The sequence below is a fragment of the Endozoicomonas sp. Mp262 genome (assembly GCF_025643335.1).
Taxonomy (GTDB): domain Bacteria; phylum Pseudomonadota; class Gammaproteobacteria; order Pseudomonadales; family Endozoicomonadaceae; genus Endonucleibacter.
The window spans coordinates 4205497-4223541 of sequence record NZ_CP092489.1 but is presented as its reverse complement, the minus strand read 5'-3'; the positions used below and the strand labels follow the sequence as shown (position 1 = coordinate 4223541).

15 protein-coding genes are annotated in these 18045 nt (G+C 47.2%); 9 read left to right on the top strand and 6 right to left on the bottom strand.

The window, feature by feature from the left end; genetic code table 11:
• Positions 1–68: 68 nt before the first annotated feature.
• On the bottom strand, positions 69–1394 hold the full coding sequence (locus MJ595_RS18625) for a transposase (protein WP_263078492.1): 1326 nt from the start codon (positions 1392–1394) through the stop codon (positions 69–71).
• A gap of 275 nt (positions 1395–1669) precedes the next feature.
• On the opposite strand from MJ595_RS18625, the gene MJ595_RS18620 reads away from it, so the two are divergent.
• Positions 1670–2068, top strand: a complete 399-nt coding sequence (locus tag MJ595_RS18620) for a phosphoribosyltransferase family protein (protein WP_263079560.1) — start codon at positions 1670–1672, stop codon at positions 2066–2068.
• A 36-nt stretch (positions 2069–2104) separates the two neighbouring features.
• On the opposite strand, the gene MJ595_RS18615 is transcribed toward MJ595_RS18620, so the two are convergent.
• Both MJ595_RS18615 and MJ595_RS18610 read right to left on the bottom strand, forming a co-directional pair.
• Positions 2105–3613, bottom strand: coding sequence for a peptide MFS transporter (locus MJ595_RS18615; protein WP_263079559.1), 1509 nt, complete (start codon positions 3611–3613; stop codon positions 2105–2107).
• Between the two features lie 241 nt (positions 3614–3854).
• Positions 3855–5123 carry an aromatic amino acid transporter gene (locus MJ595_RS18610; protein ID WP_263079558.1) on the bottom strand — a complete coding sequence of 423 codons (1269 nt, stop codon included), beginning with the start codon at positions 5121–5123 and terminating at the stop codon, positions 3855–3857.
• A 342-nt stretch (positions 5124–5465) separates the two neighbouring features.
• Between MJ595_RS18610 and MJ595_RS18605 the strand changes: the two genes are divergently transcribed.
• The 7 genes from MJ595_RS18605 (at position 5466) to MJ595_RS18575 (ending at position 13202) form a co-directional block, all read left to right on the top strand.
• Complete coding sequence (locus MJ595_RS18605) at positions 5466–6641, top strand: thiolase family protein (protein ID WP_263079556.1); 1176 nt, start codon at positions 5466–5468, stop codon at positions 6639–6641.
• Positions 6642–6643: 2 nt separating this feature from the next.
• A complete protein-coding gene (locus MJ595_RS18600; RefSeq protein ID WP_263079555.1) occupies positions 6644–7801 on the top strand; it encodes an acyl-CoA dehydrogenase family protein in 1158 nt (385 codons plus the stop codon).
• The gene (locus MJ595_RS18595) at positions 7801–8577 is read left to right on the top strand and encodes an enoyl-CoA hydratase (protein ID WP_263079554.1); all 777 of its coding nucleotides are present in this window, start codon (positions 7801–7803) and stop codon (positions 8575–8577) included. Before MJ595_RS18600 ends, MJ595_RS18595 begins: the two co-directional genes overlap by 1 nt.
• A 15-nt stretch (positions 8578–8592) precedes the next feature.
• Positions 8593–9495, top strand: coding sequence for a 3-hydroxyisobutyrate dehydrogenase (mmsB, locus tag MJ595_RS18590; RefSeq protein WP_263079552.1), 903 nt, complete (start codon positions 8593–8595; stop codon positions 9493–9495).
• 364 nt (positions 9496–9859) lie between these two features.
• A complete protein-coding gene (locus MJ595_RS18585; protein WP_263079551.1) occupies positions 9860–11104 on the top strand; it encodes a NupC/NupG family nucleoside CNT transporter in 1245 nt (414 codons plus the stop codon).
• A gap of 77 nt (positions 11105–11181) precedes the next feature.
• Positions 11182–12648, top strand: coding sequence for a glycosyltransferase family 39 protein (locus tag MJ595_RS18580; protein ID WP_263079550.1), 1467 nt, complete (start codon positions 11182–11184; stop codon positions 12646–12648).
• A 44-nt stretch (positions 12649–12692) separates the two neighbouring features.
• Positions 12693–13202, top strand: coding sequence for a GtrA family protein (locus MJ595_RS18575; protein WP_263079549.1), 510 nt, complete (start codon positions 12693–12695; stop codon positions 13200–13202).
• Here the strand turns inward: MJ595_RS18575 and gltS are convergent.
• Positions 13186–14388 (bottom strand): sodium/glutamate symporter, encoded by a 1203-nt coding sequence (gltS, locus tag MJ595_RS18570; protein WP_263079547.1) that lies wholly within the window; start codon positions 14386–14388, stop codon positions 13186–13188. The genes MJ595_RS18575 and gltS overlap by 17 nt on opposite strands.
• Before the next feature lie 376 nt (positions 14389–14764).
• Between gltS and MJ595_RS18565 the strand changes: the two genes are divergently transcribed.
• Complete coding sequence (locus MJ595_RS18565; RefSeq protein WP_263079546.1) at positions 14765–15094, top strand: helix-turn-helix domain-containing protein; 330 nt, start codon at positions 14765–14767, stop codon at positions 15092–15094.
• A 78-nt stretch (positions 15095–15172) separates the two neighbouring features.
• Here the strand turns inward: MJ595_RS18565 and MJ595_RS18560 are convergent, their stop codons facing one another.
• Both MJ595_RS18560 and MJ595_RS18555 read right to left on the bottom strand, forming a co-directional pair.
• Entirely contained in the window at positions 15173–15445 is a 273-nt protein-coding gene (locus MJ595_RS18560; protein ID WP_263079545.1) for an HU family DNA-binding protein, read from the bottom strand.
• A 75-nt stretch (positions 15446–15520) separates the two neighbouring features.
• On the bottom strand, positions 15521–17938 hold the full coding sequence (locus MJ595_RS18555; RefSeq protein WP_263079544.1) for a hypothetical protein: 2418 nt from the start codon (positions 17936–17938) through the stop codon (positions 15521–15523).
• Between the last annotated feature and the right edge of the window lie 107 nt (positions 17939–18045).

The following is an 18045-nucleotide window of genomic DNA, read 5'->3' as shown; positions in this document are numbered from 1 at the left end:
TGCAAAAATACATCCAAACGTTTTTTCAGATTCGGTATTATTCTTGATTATTGCGTTGTTGCCGCTATTTATGCCGCTTTTTTCTTTTCTTTGACTATTCCGTCAGTCAAACTATTAAAATTGAACTCATATTTTTGGCTATATCGGTTCCAGCCCTCACGAATAGGTAATCTGGGGATAATTCCTGCGAGTGCAAATCTTAGCATGCCAGCGGTGGTTGTATCCTGATCCCGCCAAGGAATCCTTGAAATGCCCACGCTTGCTTGATTTTTACAGACGGTCAACAGTTGCAATAATGCGTATCCAGCCATCTTCAGATGCATCCACCGCAACAGAGTTCTCAGCTTTTGCTGCCATAACTGGCGGCAACCAAATGAATGTTTAATTTGCTGAAACATGGGTTCAACCGGCCATCTTTTCGCATAAATACGAAGGATGTCTATACCTTCAAGTCCAGTATTGGTTGCAATGAATATACGGCTTTCTGTCAGTCCTTTATCATTTTCAAACCGACCCCAGACAACCCGAACCTTGCGGCCTTTCAGGAAGCGAGCCCGACATACCCGGGTGCGATAACGTATCTTTCGAAATCTGCCGTATATTCTTACGGTTGTTTGATATTCCGGTAGCTTCTCCACTTCCGGGGGCGTCATTTTGATGCCATACTTTTTGGGTCGCCCACGTTTTTTTGCAGTGGACTCCAACGGTAAGGCATACAATGCCCGGTTTAACGGGATTTGCCCTACTACTTCATAGCCCATTTCCAGAACGGGTTGCATTAGCGTCCAGTTCATATACCAACAGTCTGTCAGCAAGCGCAGTCCTTGCACCTTCACCTCTTGCCTCACTACTTTTAGCATGGCAACAGCGATTTTTAGCTTACTGGCATTGCCTGAAGCAGGAGATGGAAAGGAAAGCACAGGGATGGCAGTAAATACTTCATCTTTAGCCCGCTCAAATACAACAGCCAGGGATACCCAGCATTGTCCCCAGATATACGTTGGCCGGTTCCTTTTTTTACTGTGCTGGTGATGGGTTCGGCAAGCGGGAGCCTTGTCAGAAAAACGCTCCACCACCCAATCATCAAGACCAATGTTGATAAGTTCACCCCGTGGTACTTTTGAGCATACCAGCTGAATGAGCCGGCATGCGAGGCTCCTCCACCGCCACTTGCCTTGAGAGAGCCAATGGTGGTAACTGCTCCATACGCATTGAAAGTTATTAATAGATAACAGCGCCTGAGTGACAAAGCCTTGCCCGGATAGCATGCAGCCAAAAAGAAGTTCGCAGAACGTAGGTACTGCTGTTGGGGATAGCGCTGAAGCAAGAAACGTTGTATATAAGGCAAGCTCCCGGAGGATCTCTTTATGATCTGAAGTGAGCATAGCAACCATCTTTGTATTTTGTTTGGAGATGGTTGCTATTAACCGATTTCAGATGAAAATCGTACTATTGTTCTTTGGTAACTCTAAAGTCGAGTAAATAGTATTAATCGTGTTTATTGAAATATACAAAACGATTTGCTTTGTAAGCAGGTATGGTTAATCCGGAAAATGCCTTCTACCCTTTTAGCTATGAGGGTATCAAACTCTTCTTTCAATGAATTTTATATTTAATAGACAGTTAAAAATAAAATTTTCAAAATATTTTTATATAAAAAGGCCTGTTTATGATATGGCAACATTTTGTTGAAGAAATGTCTTTATTGGCAAGACGCATTGAAGGGCAGCCGGATATTATCGTTAGCCTGGTTCCTGGCGGAATGGTTCCGGCCCAGTTATTAGCCTGTGCCTTATCTGTTAATGATATATATGGACTGACTGTGAGTAATCATGGGGTTGCCGCCAGACTGGAAACAAAAATCCTGGAAAGTGTGGCTGAAAAAAAGGTGCTATTGGTTACTGACTTGATAGAGTCTGGTATACGCATGAATGAAGCAAAAGGCTATCTTAAGGCGCAGGGTGCTGAAGTTAAAACGGCTTGTCTTTATATTTTGGCGAATGCGGGGTTTAAGCCTGATTTTATGTTACAGGAATTAGGGTACAGGATTCCTTTCCCCTGGGAATAAGGTAGCCCGTAAATACAGGCTACCTGGTTGAGGTTGTTAGTGGGCGGTTGCCACTGACTTTACACTGCTTTCTTTTTCCAGTGCTTCCCCTTTTGCGATGAGCTTGCTGATAACCTTGGAAAGAACCAGCGTTATAAGCGCCATAACAATGGCTAACATAGCCAGATTAAAGAAGTAACTGGAGTAAACGCCCTCAATGACCTCCTGAGTCAGTACCTGGTCTTTTGGCAAGGCTATACGGGTAGAAATAACTGCCGCCAGAATGCCGCTGAGAGACAGGGCAACCGAGCGCAGGCCAATGGCAAAGGCGGATAAGTGCCGTGGCACCATTTCAAAGATAAAGCCGGCTCCCAGAGCACCTACAATGAGTTCGGCAATGGATTGGAAGAAATGTACGGAGATGATCCATTCCGCTGCAATCTTACCATTGGCTCCCACATGGCTGGTGGAGAGCCATAGCACGGTAAAGGCGATGGCTGTAAAAACAAAGGCAATGGCGAATTTTGTCGGAATGGAAGGAGAGAACCCCTTTTTTTCCAGCCAGGCATAAGTATAGATCACTGGCCCGCCCATCACGAAGCACCAGAAGGGGTTAAAGGCTGAATTGGACTCTGGTTTGAAGGGAATAAATCCAAAAATCTGATTGTCCATCAGATTAATGGCATAGATATTCATAGAGGTATTCATCTGACCGTAGTAAAAATAGAAAGTAATCAGAATGAAAATGGCTATGAGTACCCCACACATCTTGAACTTGTAGGCAGTGGTCGCCCGGGTGATTTCAAAGATAAAATAGGCAATGGCCAGCCCGCCGAGGCTATAAAGCAGGTATTTTCCTGCATCCAGGTTGGCGAATATCCAATAAACCAATGCCAGCATGGCCATGGACGCTACAGTAAAACCCAGCCAAACCATCAGGTTGACAGGCTGCTGGTCAATATTATTGCCCACTGCCGTCAGTTGTTTCCTGAAAACAAAGAACAGCACCAGGTTAATAACCATTAATAAGCCGGAAATGAAAAAGTTTCCCTGATATCCCGCATATACCACAATAAAAGGGAATAGATACCGTGCAGAAAAAGAACCTAAATTATTAATGGAGTAGTTAATGGTAAGGCCTTGCTGAAAGACCTCCCTTTGATCCTCTGGAAATGATCGTCCCAGGAGTACGGTGGGACTGGTGGCGGAAAGTCCCCTGGCATAGCCTATCAAGGCAATAGCGAAGATACTTACGGGAATATTCAGGGTAGAGGCTCCAATACCCAGCAGGAAGAAGCCGATGGCATAAATCACATAGCCGATATATACCGCCCTGAAGGATCCGATAAAGCGATCCGCAGCGAATCCGCCCACCGCAGAAAATACCGGGCCAACAGCACCAAAGGCTCCGAGCATCATAATGGTGTCTGCTTCACTGTAATTCAGCTCCAGAAGAAAATATTTGGTGAGCAGGACATAGACACCATAATATGCAGCCCCCCATAGTAGTTGACGAAGGATCAGTACCTTCGCCGTTAGCGGGAAACGTTGGCCGGAAGTATGCACAGACTACTCCTTGCGGTATTTGTGGTTTATTGTTGCGGTTTGCCTGAGCCGGCTTTAACCAGGCCTGGATATTCCACAAACAGACAACTATTTCTTGTTTTATGCATGGTGCATCCGGCACGGGCATTGGTAAACTACCACAGTCGCTAATCTGAAATATTGATCTGCTGCAACAGGTAACCCTGACCCCATACAGAGCCAGGAAATAAGAAATGATGTGCTAGGGGCTGTTGTTTGAAAATCAGCCAAACTGAGGTAACAGTTTCATTATGGAAAGAATATGAAAAAGAATAACCAGGACTCCGAAAAGAATTACAATAATAAGCCTTGGCCAGCCTCCGGGTACACGGTAGGTCGTAGGGCCAAGCTTACGACGCGCTGCAATGACCATCAGGGCCGGAATAATCACAGCAAATAATGTGGCAGCGATGGCGGCAAAGCCAATGGCCATGATAAATCCATCGGGAAAGATAATGCCCAAGGCTATGGGTGGAGTAAAGGTGATCAGTGCCGTTTTTATCCGACCGGAAGCTGTATCCTGAAACTTGAAGGTATCTGCAATATAGTCAAACAATCCCAGGGTTACGCCAAGAAAAGAGGAGGCTACCGCTATGTTGGAGAAGGTTTTCAGTACCGTCTGTAGGCTGTCGTTGTTAACTGCAGCCTCTATGGCTCCAACGACTACTCCCATATTACCCCCTGCGGCAATAATAGCTGGCAGGTTACCCCGGCCCAGCACTCCCAGAGAAGTGGTCAGCCAGAGAATATAACAGGCAAGGGCGATCAGGCTGCCATACAACAGGGTTTGACGAACCGCCTGGGCATTCCCTTGATAATACTTAACCAGACTAGGCACATTGCCGTGATAGCCAAATGAGGTCAGCATAAAAGGTAGTGCCATAAAGGTATAGGGCCAATAGCTGATACTATCAGCCGGAAGGAGCGCCGTTGGTGTGACATAATCCATCATGGTAACCATGGCCATGGCAAAGCAGATCACCATAACTGCCAGCATGATGGTAGTGATTCGGTCTACGGAGCGTGTACTAATGCATACAACCGCTGCTAAAGTGAGTCCAAATACCAAGCCGCATAGCCATTGAGGCCAGTTGACGCCTAATGTTTCAGCCAGGGTATAAGCCAGGATAGAGCTGCCACCTGATACATAAGCGTAAGTGAGGATATAAAGAACAAAGGTGACAGACAGGCCATTAACAATTCTGGCCCAGTGACCAAGGGTTTCCCGGGTATGGGTATCAAAACTGCTGCCATGGGCAAAGTGCAGGTTGGTTTCCAGTAACATCAGGCCAGAGCTGTACATACAGTACCAGGCAAATAAGAGTAGTAATATGCCATAACCGAACCACATACCTGCGGATATAACGGGCAGTGAAAACATACCAGCGCCAATACTGGTTCCGGCTATAATCATTGCCCCTCCGAAAACACTGGGCAACGATTTGTCTTCAGGAGGGGATGCCGTTCCGTCGACTGTTGGCTGTAGGGTCATACTGTTACTCCATTGCTGCAGGTATGCTGTATATTCTACTGATTTTAAGAAAATAAATGCATATATAAATTATATTTTTAGAGTGACGGTGCATATCGAGTGCCGCTAAGTATTAATATTTATACAAGGTAAGTGCCTCGTTCCCCGCTGGGAATGCATAAGGATGTTTGAACTTATTCAATAGCTGTATCGATATTCACGCTTACCTGCACTAGCTCATTGTCTGTGAAATCCTATTGTTATTCGTGAGTATCTGCGGTCGTATGTCAGCAGAACCTGTTTGCCTAAATTACGACTGCTTGTTATGGTCGTAAAAAATAAGATAAAAAATAAGAGCCAGTAATGTCTTTTCGTTGTCAGAAAATTGTTATTGTTTCTGCTGCCAGGACGCCTATAGGGGCATTTTTGGGTTCTCTTGCCTCCCTTTCATCACCACAGTTAGGTGCAGAATCCATCAAGGGATGCCTTGCCAAAGCCGGTTTGTCATCGGGCGATATTTCCGAAACTATCATGGGCTGTGTATTGCCGGCAGGTTGTGGCCAGGCTCCGGCACGCCAGACGGCAATAAGGGCTGGGATACCTGTACAAACTCCGGCCACAACCATTAATAAAGTCTGTGGTTCAGGGATGAAAGCTGTGATGCTGGGTTGTGCCCAGTTAATGACCGGTGAAGCGGATTGCGTGTTAGCTGGCGGTATGGAGAGCATGAGTAATGCCCCTTACCTGCAGGAAAAGCTTCGAAGCGGTTTAAGGCTGGGGCATGGGATCATAAAAGACCACATGTTTACAGACGGTTTGGAAGATGCCTATAGCGGTCAGTTAATGGGGGTGTTTGCAGAACAGGTGGCCAGGCATTATGGCATCACCCGGGAAGCCATGGATGCTTATGCACTGGAATCCCTGTCCAGGGTGAAGCAGGCTAAAGCCGGTGGTTTGCTAGATAATGAAATCGTAGCTATTAAGACAGAAAAAAGTACGATTAAGACCGATGAGCAGCCTGAAAAAGCGCAGCCAGAAAAAATTTCCCGATTGAAGCCGGCATTTGATAAAAAAGGCTCGGTAACGGCAGCTAATTCCAGCTCTATCTCTGATGGTGCTGCCGCTTTATTACTCATGGGTGAGGATGAAGCAATGGCAGCAGGCATCACACCTCTTGCCCGAATTTGTGGCTACTTCAGTTATGCCGGTGAACCTGCCGAATTTACCCTGGCTCCCATTCATGCCATCAATGGATTGCTTAACCAGGTGGGTTGGGATCATGCCGGGGTGGACCTTTATGAAATTAATGAAGCCTTTGCAGTGGTTGCGTTACTAGCACTGCAGGAACTGAATTTAAGTCATCACAAGGTCAATATTTATGGTGGTGCCTGTGCTCTCGGACACCCCTTAGGGGTCAGTGGCGCCCGAATTATCGTAACCCTGCTGAATGCGCTTGAGCAATCTGGAGGGCAACGGGGAATTGCCTCTTTATGCATTGGTGGTGGCGAGGCAACAGCCATTGCAGTTGAAAGGATTTAGCCATGGATTTTAACCTTACAGAAGAACAGCGGGCTTTCTGTAACCTGGCCCGGCAGTTTGCTGATCAGGAACTTGAACCCGGAGCCGCTGACTGGGATCGGGAGGCGTTTTTTCCTGTTGATGTTATTAAGGCTGCGGGCAAGCTGGGGCTTTGTTCTTTATATACTAATGAGGCTATTGGTGGGTTGGGCATGTCAAGACTGGATGCTAGTCTGGTTTTTGAACAGCTGGCCATGGGATGTACGGCCACCACAGCCTATCTAACCATCCATAATATGGTCAGTTGGATGATAGGTGAGTTCGCCGGTAATGAATGCCGACAGGCCTGGGGAAATGATCTTGCGACGGGTACTAAACTGGCTTCCTATTGCCTGACGGAACCCGGTTCTGGTAGTGATGCCGCTTCGCTGAAAACGAAGGCCCGGCGGGAAAAAGATACTTATCTTTTAAATGGCGCAAAAATGTTTATCTCCGGGGCAGGTAGTACCGATTTGCTGGTGGTCATGGCAAGAACAGGGGAGCAAGGGGCAAAAGGAATTTCTGCCTTTGCCGTACCGGCAGACCTTCCGGGAATCAGTTACGGACGTAAAGAAGAGAAAATGGGCTGGAATTGCCAGCCTACACGTCTAGTGTCTTTTGATAATGTCTGTATTCCCCATAGCAATCGGCTGGGAGCTGAGGGAGAAGGCTTTCGGCTTGCCATGAAAGGTCTGGATGGAGGCCGGATAAACATTGCCAGCTGTTCCCTGGGTACCGCGCAAAAAGCCTTAAATACTGCCCGCCAATATATGCTGGATCGGCGACAGTTTGGCCGTTCATTATCAGAATTTCAGGCGCTTCAGTTCAAGCTGGCAGATATGAATACGGAACTGGTGGCTGCCCGACAACTGGTTCGGCTGGCTGCTTTCAAACTGGATGGGCAGCATCCGGAAGCAACGGCCTATTGTGCCATGGCAAAGCGCTTGGCTACGGATGTGGGTTTCAATGTCTGCAATGAGGCCCTGCAGATTCATGGTGGCAATGGCTATATCAGGGAATATCCGCTGGAGCGCTATGTCAGGGATACCCGGGTTCACCAGATCCTGGAAGGTACCAATGAAATTATGCGACTGATTATTGCCAGAAGGTTATTGTCAGAGCATGTTACGGAGCTGGGATAATGTCCGACACATTACATATAACAATTATTGAACATACCGCCATCATCACTCTGGATAATCCACCGGCCAACACCTGGACTCTGGAGAACCTGAAAGCCCTGAAGGATACGGTTATTGAGCTGAATAATAACAGCCAGGTAACGGCACTGGTTATTCATTCTGCATCCCATAAATTTTTCAGTGCCGGGGCAGATCTTAACCGCTTCGATAAGGTTTCGGAGCAGGAGGCCAGGGCTATGGCGGATGCCTTTGGTGAAGCCTTTGAAGCCCTGAGTGACTTCTCCGGATTATCTGTTGCGGCTATTAATGGCTATGCCATGGGCGGTGGTCTGGAAGTTGCCCTGGCCTGTGATCTGAGGGTGGCAGAAAAACAGGCGGTACTGGCATTGCCGGAAGCATCGGTGGGTTTACTGCCCTGTGCAGGGGGAACACAAAATCTTACCTGGCTGGTGGGAGAGGGGTGGGCCAAGCGTATGATTTTATGCGGTGAGCAGCTGAGAGGTGAGCAGGCATTGGCTATCGGGTTGGTGGATGTCCTGACAGAAACGGGAGAGAGTCTTGATTCAGCCAAACAGCTGGCAGCAAAAACCACAGAGCAAAGCCCGGATGCCTTACGAGCCTGTAAACGGTTGATTCAAATGGGGAGACACATGCCTATTCGTTCGGCCCTTGGCCTGGAGCGTGAAATGTTTGTGAAGTTGTTTTCCGGGGAAAATCAGCAGGAAGGGGTATCCGCTTTTCTGGAAAAACGTAAACCAGAATGGATGTATAACTAGCAAGGTATAGGGAAAATGACCTCCAGAATTGCATTTATTGGGTTGGGTAATATGGGGGCACCCATGGCTCGGAACCTGGTGGCAGCGGGTTATGATGTTTGCGGTTATGACTTGGTGACTGAGGCCATCATAAGACACCAGAAGGCGGGAGGTTTCCCGGCGGAGTCAGTACGGCAGGCTGTTGATGGGGCTGATGTCATTATTAGTATGCTGCCAGCGGGTCATCAGGTTGCATCTCTTTACCTGGGCGACAAGGGCCTGTTAAGTGTGCTTCCCGCAGGTACTTTGGTGATTGAGTGCAGCACTATTGAAGCTGATGTGGCCAAAAAAATTGCGGCGGCAGCGACAGAAAAGAAGATTGATATGATTGATGCCCCGGTATCCGGTGGAACTGCCGGGGCTGCCGCTGGAACCTTAACCTTTATGGTGGGTGGTTCTGGTGAGGCACTGGCAAGGGCGCGATCCTATCTGGAGATTATGGGCTCGGCGGTTTTTCATGCCGGTGGTCCCGGTGCCGGTCAGCTGGCTAAAATCTGTAACAATATGCTGTTGGCAGTTTTAATGACGGGCACTTCTGAAGCCTTGAAACTGGGAATCGATAATGGCCTGGATCCCGCCGTGCTGTCAGATATTATGAAAAGCAGTTCAGGGGGGAACTGGGTATTGGATAAATATAATCCTGTGCCGGGAGTCATGGAGAAGGTGCCTGCCAGCAATAACTATCAGGGAGGATTTATGGTGGGGTTGATGGCCAAGGATCTCGGGCTGGCACTTGGTACTGCCGCCAATAGTAAAACCGCTGTGCCGATGTCGGCACTGGCGGAAAATCTCTATCGACTGCATGCACAAAGCTCAGGGTTTAAGCAGGATTTTTCCAGTATTTATCAGCTGTACACCAATAACCAGGATCAAAATTAAAAGACCTGTTTTTTGGGGAGCAGGTAGCGGAAACTATTCAGTGGGACTTCATACTGTTCCCCATTCCCCCGCTTCAACAGCCCCTAAACCATTAATTTTGGCGTTTACATTAAAACTGAACTATACACAGAGCGGTTTGGTAAAAATCTGAGATAACAATTAAGCATGATTCTGAATGCTTGGTGTTATTTAAAATGAGTCCGGGTAGTTACTGTCCGGATTTTTCTATGGGGTATGCGTCAAAGTTGGCATGACCAGGGTCACAAATTGTTACAGAAAGGTGCTGTTCGGAAACTACTTTCTGTTTATCTTCGTTTGTATACGTATAATGCGTGGCAGATCATCCTTTAGGTAGCTATTTCTCATGCAAATTCTGATGAGCCTCGTGGGGGTAACGGCCCTGCTTGCTATAGCCGTATTATTATCTGATAACCGTAAAGCCATTCGATTAAGGACTGTAGGAGGGGCTTTTGCGATACAGGCCTGCCTGGGGGCATTTATTCTTTATGTGCCAGTAGGGCGTGAATTATTGGGTAATGTATCTAATGCAGTCAGCAATGTTATTAATTATGCCAATGAGGGGATAGGCTTTCTTTTTGGTGACCTGGGTCATTTCAAGGTTGGGTTTATCTTTGCAATTAATGTGCTGCCAATAATTATTTTCTTTTCATCGCTGGTAGCGGTTCTTTATTATCTTGGCATTATGCAGAAAGTGGTTGCAATTTTGGGGGGTGGATTGCAAAAACTGCTAGGCACCAGTCGTACGGAATCCCTGTCAGCAACCGCTAATATTTTTGTGGGTCAAACCGAAGCCCCTTTAGTGGTACGTCCCTATATCAGCCGAATGACGCAATCTGAACTTTTTGCTGTAATGGTGGGGGGACTGGCTTCTGTTGCTGGCTCTGTTCTGGCAGGCTATGCCGCTATGGGAGTTGAACTGAAATACCTGATTGCTGCCAGCTTTATGGCTGCACCGGGTGGCCTGTTGATGGCAAAAATCATCAAGCCTGAAACTGAAACGCCTGATGACAGCGATATACAGGATGAAGGTGATGAAAAGCCAGCCAATGTGATTGATGCGGCTGCCGGTGGTGCTTCTGCCGGACTAAAGCTGGCAGCCAATGTGGGTGCCATGCTGTTGGCCTTTATTGCCCTGATTGCCATGTTGAACGGTATTATCGGTTGGCTGGGCGGCTGGTTCGGTCAGCCTGACATAACCCTGGAAGCCATACTCGGCGTTGTCTTCAGCCCACTGGCATTTTTGATTGGTGTGCCATGGAGTGAGGCTATGACCGCAGGCAGCTTTATTGGTCAGAAACTGATTCTTAATGAGTTTGTGGCGTTTATGGATTTTGTCAATTATGTCGACCCGGAAAAAGCAGTAACAGCGGGTGTGCAGGTGTTGTCCGAGCACACGCAGGCGATTATTACATTTGCCTTATGTGGTTTTGCCAACCTGTCGTCAGTGGCTATTTTGTTAGGGGGGCTGGCTGTGATGGCACCAAACCGCCGGGCTGATATTGCCAGGATGGGAATGAAGGCCGTGGCTGCGGGCACCCTTTCCAATCTAATGAGTGCCACTATTGCAGGCTTATTTCTGGCGCTCTAGCGTATTATTGAATCCTGATTCTTTTGTAAAAACCACGGTAGTATAACCGTGGTTTTTTTTATTATAGGGAGTTCTCAATGGATCTAAGAAGGTCCGGGCTGCTGGCCTGGTCAATGATTGCCCTGGTTTTTCTGATTCACCTGGTGATTGCGCCGCTGGTTCCCCTGGGAGTGGATGAAGCCCATTATGCGTTGTATGCCCTGCATCCGGATTTAAGTTATTTTGATCATCCCCCCATGGTGGCCTGGCTACAAATGGTGGTTGCGCCACTGGGCTACAGCGAGTTTTCTGTCCGATTAGTGCCCGCTGTCCTTTATGCCATTGCCAGTTTTTTGGTCTTTCGTATAACCAATAGACTGTTCCCTGGTGGTAATAGCCATCAAGCGGCAGTGGCTGTCTTTCTGCTTAACACGGCGCCAATTTTACAGTTGATGGGCTGGGGACTGGTACCTGATGCGCCCCTGATCGTTCTGGCATTGCTGGCTGTTGAGTTAACACTGTCAATTAATCAATATAACCGGCTGAAGGACTGGTTGTTATTGGGAGTTGTCTATGGCCTGGCGGGGCTCAGTAAATATACCGCTGTTTTTTTACCCTTTGGCCTGGTGATATTCCTTTGTCAGCAGCAGGGGGTGAAGTGGCTTCGACAGCCTGCTCCCTGGCTGGCGGCTATGATTGCCCTGGCGTTGATTTCGCCGGTGTTGATCTGGAACAGTCAGCATGACTGGGCCTCTTTTACTTATCAGCTGGATCATGCTTCAGGCAGTACCTGGGAATTAAAAGATGCATTGGCCATGCAGGCTGTGCAGATGCTCTGTTATTCAATTCTGGCTTATGTTGCTGGAATTGTTGCCACTCTTTTTGCCCTTCGCCGGGGAAAAACCGCAGACTGGCTGGTGATCTGGAGTGCCTGGCCTTTTTTACTGGTAACCAGCTGGTCTGCCGGCAACGGTGAACTATTGCCTAACTGGCCTGCTCTGGGTTGGACGTTGTTGACACCGCTTACGGCGCATTGGTTATGTCAGGCCTGGGGTAAATTATGGGTGAAGATTCTGGCCCTGGTTTCCAGCCTGTTATCCATGGGACTGATCCTTTTTATTTTTGGTTTTTTAGCCATTCAGCCTTTATCGGTGTTTCCCTTTATGAAAGCTGCGGTTAAGGATCTGGTTGGCTGGGATCAGGCGGCAAACCGGGCCAAAGAGTTATTGGTAACCGTGGATACCGTTAATGATCAAGCTCCGGTACTGCTGCTGGAAAACTGGTCCAGGGCCAGCCGCATTGCCTGGTATGCCAAACCATTGCCGGTACAGGTATTATCAGGAAGAAACTCACAGTTCAGTTACTGGTTTGGTGATGCCGGTGACAGCAGCCGGGGAATATTGATTCGCGACAATGAGGAGCGCCCTGTCAATGGCATTTATCGAAAACGGGGTCTGGTGTGTCACTATATTGAGCAGCAGAAAGGTAAGATGGATGGTGTGACAGTCAATACCTTTGATTTTTACACCTGTCAACCTGATACGCCTATGGTTGAAGAACCCTAACCCTGCTAACCTCTGGTTTGGCGTTTTTTTCAGGAGTGCTACGGGTGCCTTTCGATTTACCGCCAAACCGATCCTTGCATAAGTCACCAGCCAATGGGGTTAATGGCCAGAAACCGGGTTGGCTTGTTGATGTTATGCAGCGATGGCCAGGGGTGTGGTCACTGGCCCAGCGGTTCGTTAAGTTTGGGTTGGTGGGAGCCAGTGGTTTTGTTATTGATATGGCCATTTATACCCTGCTGGCCTCAGCGATTGGTGTGCCTCACCTGTTGGCCCGGGGAGCTTCCTATTGGGGGGCGGCCACCTGGAACTGGTTTTGGAACCGGGTCTTTACCTTCGCAGATGCCACCAGGGCAAGAAAGGTGCCTCAGTGGGGGAAATACCTGGGTATGTGTACTATCAGTTTTGTTCCCAATTGGGGTACCTATTATCTGTTAACAACCTACATCCCTTTTTTTTACCAATATAAGCCGCTGGCACTGGTAGCCGGGGTAGCCGCTGGGATGATGTTTAATTTCACCATTGCCTCACTGTTTATATTCAGCCGCCAGCGGTGAAAACAGGTAGCAGTAAAAAGCCCTTGAGAATCAGTGCATTGGCTATATCAATAAAAAATGAACCAATAAGCGGAACCACAAGAAAGGCTTTGGGGGAGGGGCCATAGCGGTGTGCCAGTGTATTCATATTCGCCATGCCAACCGGGGTAGCTCCCAAGCCCATACCAATAAATCCGGCAGTGATGATACTGCTATCGTAGTTTCGTCCAGCCGCCTGAAAAACCACAAACCAGGCAAAGAGAATGATTACAATGACTTGAACTACAGTGATTGCAATAAGTACACCGGCAACACTGGCCAGATAGTGTAGCTTCAAGGTCATCAGGCTCATGGCAATAAATAATTGCAGGCTGATATCACCCAGCATATTGAGTTCAGGTTGCTTCATGGATAGTTTGAAGCTATCACAGAGGTTGGTGATTAAAATACCGGTAAACAGGACAGGGACAAAGTCCGGGAGAACAACCCCCAGCGCTTTTAACTGGTCCTGGATGGCAAGGCCAACAATAATGCAGGTGCAAATGCAAAAAATAGCGGATAGTAAGTGGCGGCCATTGAGAGTGACGGGCTGATTTTCTTGCTCAATGGTGGGGGTGGTGACCTTCTTTTGGGAATCCCCTCTGAGTTGATAATGGTGAATGAGCCTTCTAGCCACCGGGCCACCAACCAGACCACCAAGGATCAGGCCGAGGGTTGCTGCAATCAGGCCAAACTCCATGGCGCCTTCATAGCCTTTTCCCTCAAGAAACGTACCCCAGGTGATGGCTGTACCATGACCTCCTGCAAAGGTGATGGTTCCTGCCAGCAGGCCATGGATCGGGTCACTGCCAAGGGCCAGGGCAGTGGCAACGCCGGCGGTATTCTGCACAATTAGAAACAGGACAGCGATAACCATCAGGGTTGTGAGGGTTTTGCCACCGCTAATGAGCAGCCTTATCCTGGCGGAAAGACCAATGGTACTGAAAAAGCAGAGTAACAGAATATCCCTTAAATAAAGGTCGAAGCTAAAGCGGGTTGCAGTGAAATAAGAAACCAGGGTGATCAACAGACTGCATAATAACCCCCCTGTCACGGGTGAGGGAATATGCCAGCGTTTAAGCCAGGGTACGTAAGAAGTAACAAATCGCCCTAAAAACAGGATGACTAGAGCCATGAACAGCAGATAAATACCCGAAATATGAGTCATAGAGCGACCTATTTATAGAGCTGATACTTTTTGAAAAGTACTGTTTTTACGGTAGCCAGGCTGTCATCCTGGTAAACCTGATTCATTATTAATGGCTAGCTGTCTACAGAGGTATGAAGTTTTTATAATGGCAATGCCCTCTGATAAATCTCTGTTTCTTAGTGCCTTTATGATTAATCCAAATATCTTCTGCAAGAGCTTTTTTTGCCATTTTATAAACAGCAATGGAAACAAGTACCTTAACAGGGTATTACTAAGAAGATAGCACTGTTAAAAAGCAAATAGAAAGGGGCAGGAGAAATGAAAATTGACTTATGATTTGATTAACTCCGTCGATAGATAGAATCATCAGGGGTGCTTGGGCTGAGAAGGGCAAATGAACCTTACCACAAGAATACTTCGGGCGCGCAAGGAAAAAAAACTGTCGCAGCAGGCTCTTGCAGATTTGATCGGTGTTTCCCGCAGTGCGCTGGCACAATGGGAAACTGAAATGAGTAGTCCAAGCCTTGCCAATCTCAGGAAAATGGCAGAATTGCTGGAAGTATCCTTTGAATGGCTTGCCACCGGCCGTGGTAATCAATACCTGTCTACACCCGTGGATACTGTGTGTGACGCTGAAGTGGATGGGGAAATCATCAGGGAACTGAATCGTATGAACCTGAAGAAGAAGCGAGCCATTCTTAATGTAATGAGGGCAATGGGGTAACAGGGAATAGAGAATAGAGTTGCCCATCGCTCATCATCAACAATTCCCTGAAAACGCTGTAATCCTTACCTGGTCTGCCTATCGAACAGCATCTTTTAGCTTATTCCCCGCCTTGAATTGAGGTAGCTTACAGGCTGGAATATGGATTTCCTGTCCTGTTTGTGGATTTCGCCCTTTTCTGGCAGCCCGGTCGGCTACGGAAAAAGTGCCAAAGCCGATAAGCTGCAGGGTATTACCTCTGGCGAGGGTGTTTTGGGTATTATTGACAAAGGCGTTGACCACCAGTTCTGCCTTGTTGCGCGAAAGGCCGGATAACTCGGCAATCTGCTCAACCAGCTCTTTTTTGTTCATGGGAATTACACTTTTATGGAAAAGGAGAGGTAGGCACGGGAAAACCAATGGTTTTCCCGTGTTGTTACAATGTCATTAGGCTGTTGCTACCGTACCTACTGCAAAGACTTCAGAAGCCGTGTTACTTGTGGCATGGGGTATTGGGTTATAACCATAATCCATAAGGTCAACAGGAACAGGAGACTTTGCGCCGCCCTGTATAATGGCTGTGGTTTCTCCCTCTTGGGTTTTAGCCATGAGGGCATGGAAGGCGTTCTCTTGTGTTTTGCCCGGATCCTGCGGATCCAGATCCGTTTGGGTCTTGCCCTTCATCATGACAGAAGTGGCCTTGGGGTTTTCGACTTTTAAATGGAGCGCGACATCAGGTGCTTTTGTTGTATCTTCTGTAAAGAAAATATTTTTACCGGGCTTCATATCAACAGCTGCTGCCACTTTCATTGATGAAACGCATTTCGTATCTTTTAATTCACTTTGTCCAGCTTGCTGTTTAAGTGCACCTAGTAAGCTTTGTAATGCACCTGCCTGTTCAGAGGAGAGTTTGGTTGTGTGTACAGTGGCCTGACCCTCTGTGATTGCTTTTGCTGGCTCCATAACCAAATGTATAAATTTAACGTTGATATGTACATAGGAATCCTGGGGGAACTTAACTTCCATCCATGATTCCTCTTTATTAGCCTCTAGCAAAGATTTTGTTCCAGACTTTGCTCTTAATGTAGAGCTATCCTTAGGAGGCTGGGATATCAGGTTTTTGATGGCTAATGCATCGGGGGTATGATGCTTGGTTCCTAGGTCTTGAAGCAAATTCGATAATGTAACCTGCTGCGGAGCCTTGTACTGAAGTGTCATTGCCTGTTGAAGTACGCCCTCTTCACTATGGAGTTCGCTAACAAGCTTTTTGGTTAACTCCAGACTTTCTTGCACTTGGGCAGGAGTAAATTTTCCAAGCTGGTCTGTTCCCATTTGTAGTACTTTGACTGTCAGGGTTTCAGATTCCGTGAGTGTTCCCTGGTCGTTGTAGTCTTTTAATAACTCTTCGGGACCAAAGCATTGCACTAAAGTTTTTGTTGCCTCTGGTGCTTTTTGAAGGTTTGCTTTTACAGAATCTAAGTCTTTCAATAGTTGCTTAGTGGCTTCTGGTTCATCTACATTTTCGAATAATTTTAAACGCCCTCTATCACTTAACCACTTACAGATCCCTTGAGCATCTTTGAGCGTGGTTTCAGGCGTTAATAATGTGATTGCTAAATCGCCAGAAGCATCTGATGATTTATCTGATAAGGCTTTATTAAGCCATTGAACAGTATCGTTATCGTCTTCCAGATGCAGTGGTTTTTTTATCTCTACGGAGATTTTAGGTGGTTTGGGAGGTTCAGGCTGGGGTGATTCCTTTTCTCCTTCAAGGTCTGCTTCAGCTGCCGCTTTTGCAGCTTTCGGGTTAAGCTTGTTTTCCGTTTCATATTTTTTTGTTAGTTTTTCTAATTTTTCTTTATAGCTTACCTCACTATCTGGCCTGCTGGGAGCAGCAGTTTCTTCGACTTTGCCAGGTTTCCCGGGAGCAGCAGTTTCTTCGACTTTGCCAGGTTTCCCGGGAGCAGCAGTTTCTTCGACTTTGCCAGGTTTCCCGGGAGCAGCAGTTTCTTCGACTTTGCCAGGTTTCCCGGGAGCAGCAGTTTCTTCGACTTTGCCAGGCTTCCCGGGAGCAGCAGTTTCTTCGACTTTTCCAGGTTTCCCGGGAGCAGCAGTATCTTCGACTTTTCCAGGTTTCCCGGGAGCAGCAGTATCTTCGACTTTTCCAGGTTTCCCGGGAGCAGCAGTATCTTCGACTTTGCCAGGTTTCCCGGGAGCAGCAGTATCTTCGACTTTTCCAGGCTTCCCGGGAGCAGTAGTATCTTCGCCTTTTTCAGGAGGGGGGATATCTAAAGAAGCTTTTAGATTACCCGATTCCTCCATTTTCTTAAGAAGTTGCAGTCCTTGTGGATCTGATGCAACGTCGATGATGCACTCATTCAATACCTCCACACGAGGTTTACCAGCTTCAGTAGCGGCGACTTCAGCTAATTTGCCAGGATATTCCTTATTTGTGACACCAAAGACTAACAGGGACTGGCCTCCCTGCTTAGTTAGAAGAACTGCTGCTATAGGTTTATCTGGTGTGTCTTTATGTGTAATAACGGTGTAAAGGGTGTCATTACCATCGCTGTCCTCATCTGCTACTACCTTTGACTTTGCAGTCAATGATTCCTTTGTAAAAGAGATTTCAGGATCACCTATTTTACATGCTTCAACTGCTTTTTTATGGAGATTCTCAAATACAGAAGAAGCAGGGTTACCATCGGCTTTAGCGGCTAAACTAGTTACCACCTCAGCCTGTGCAGCAGCTGTTAGAGCTCCCCCTTTAGTAAAAACTTGATTGCCGGTATTATCGACACTGAAAAACTGCTTTAAGTTAGTCTCTGCTGGTGATTGCTGAAGAATTTCGGCTAAGGTCGCCATGTTCAATACCTCTTAACGTCATAGGGTGATCAAATCAACCGGGCATATTGTTAGCTATTGCACTAAGGGTTGATTTTTAATTTTGCCAACTACTTGATCGGTTGTTA

Coding starts and splice junctions, on each gene's coding strand:
- MJ595_RS18625 (WP_263078492.1), bottom strand. CDS start 1,394: ATGGTTGCTATGCTCACTTCAGATCATAAAGAGATCCTCCGGGAGCTT.
- MJ595_RS18620 (WP_263079560.1), top strand. CDS start 1,670: ATGATATGGCAACATTTTGTTGAAGAAATGTCTTTATTGGCAAGACGC.
- MJ595_RS18610 (WP_263079558.1), bottom strand. CDS start 5,123: ATGACCCTACAGCCAACAGTCGACGGAACGGCATCCCCTCCTGAAGAC.
- MJ595_RS18605 (WP_263079556.1), top strand. CDS start 5,466: ATGTCTTTTCGTTGTCAGAAAATTGTTATTGTTTCTGCTGCCAGGACG.
- MJ595_RS18600 (WP_263079555.1), top strand. CDS start 6,644: ATGGATTTTAACCTTACAGAAGAACAGCGGGCTTTCTGTAACCTGGCC.
- MJ595_RS18595 (WP_263079554.1), top strand. CDS start 7,801: ATGTCCGACACATTACATATAACAATTATTGAACATACCGCCATCATC.
- mmsB (WP_263079552.1), top strand. CDS start 8,593: ATGACCTCCAGAATTGCATTTATTGGGTTGGGTAATATGGGGGCACCC.
- MJ595_RS18585 (WP_263079551.1), top strand. CDS start 9,860: ATGCAAATTCTGATGAGCCTCGTGGGGGTAACGGCCCTGCTTGCTATA.
- MJ595_RS18580 (WP_263079550.1), top strand. CDS start 11,182: ATGGATCTAAGAAGGTCCGGGCTGCTGGCCTGGTCAATGATTGCCCTG.
- gltS (WP_263079547.1), bottom strand. CDS start 14,388: ATGACTCATATTTCGGGTATTTATCTGCTGTTCATGGCTCTAGTCATC.
- MJ595_RS18565 (WP_263079546.1), top strand. CDS start 14,765: ATGAACCTTACCACAAGAATACTTCGGGCGCGCAAGGAAAAAAAACTG.
- MJ595_RS18560 (WP_263079545.1), bottom strand. CDS start 15,445: ATGAACAAAAAAGAGCTGGTTGAGCAGATTGCCGAGTTATCCGGCCTT.
- MJ595_RS18555 (WP_263079544.1), bottom strand. CDS start 17,938: ATGGCGACCTTAGCCGAAATTCTTCAGCAATCACCAGCAGAGACTAAC.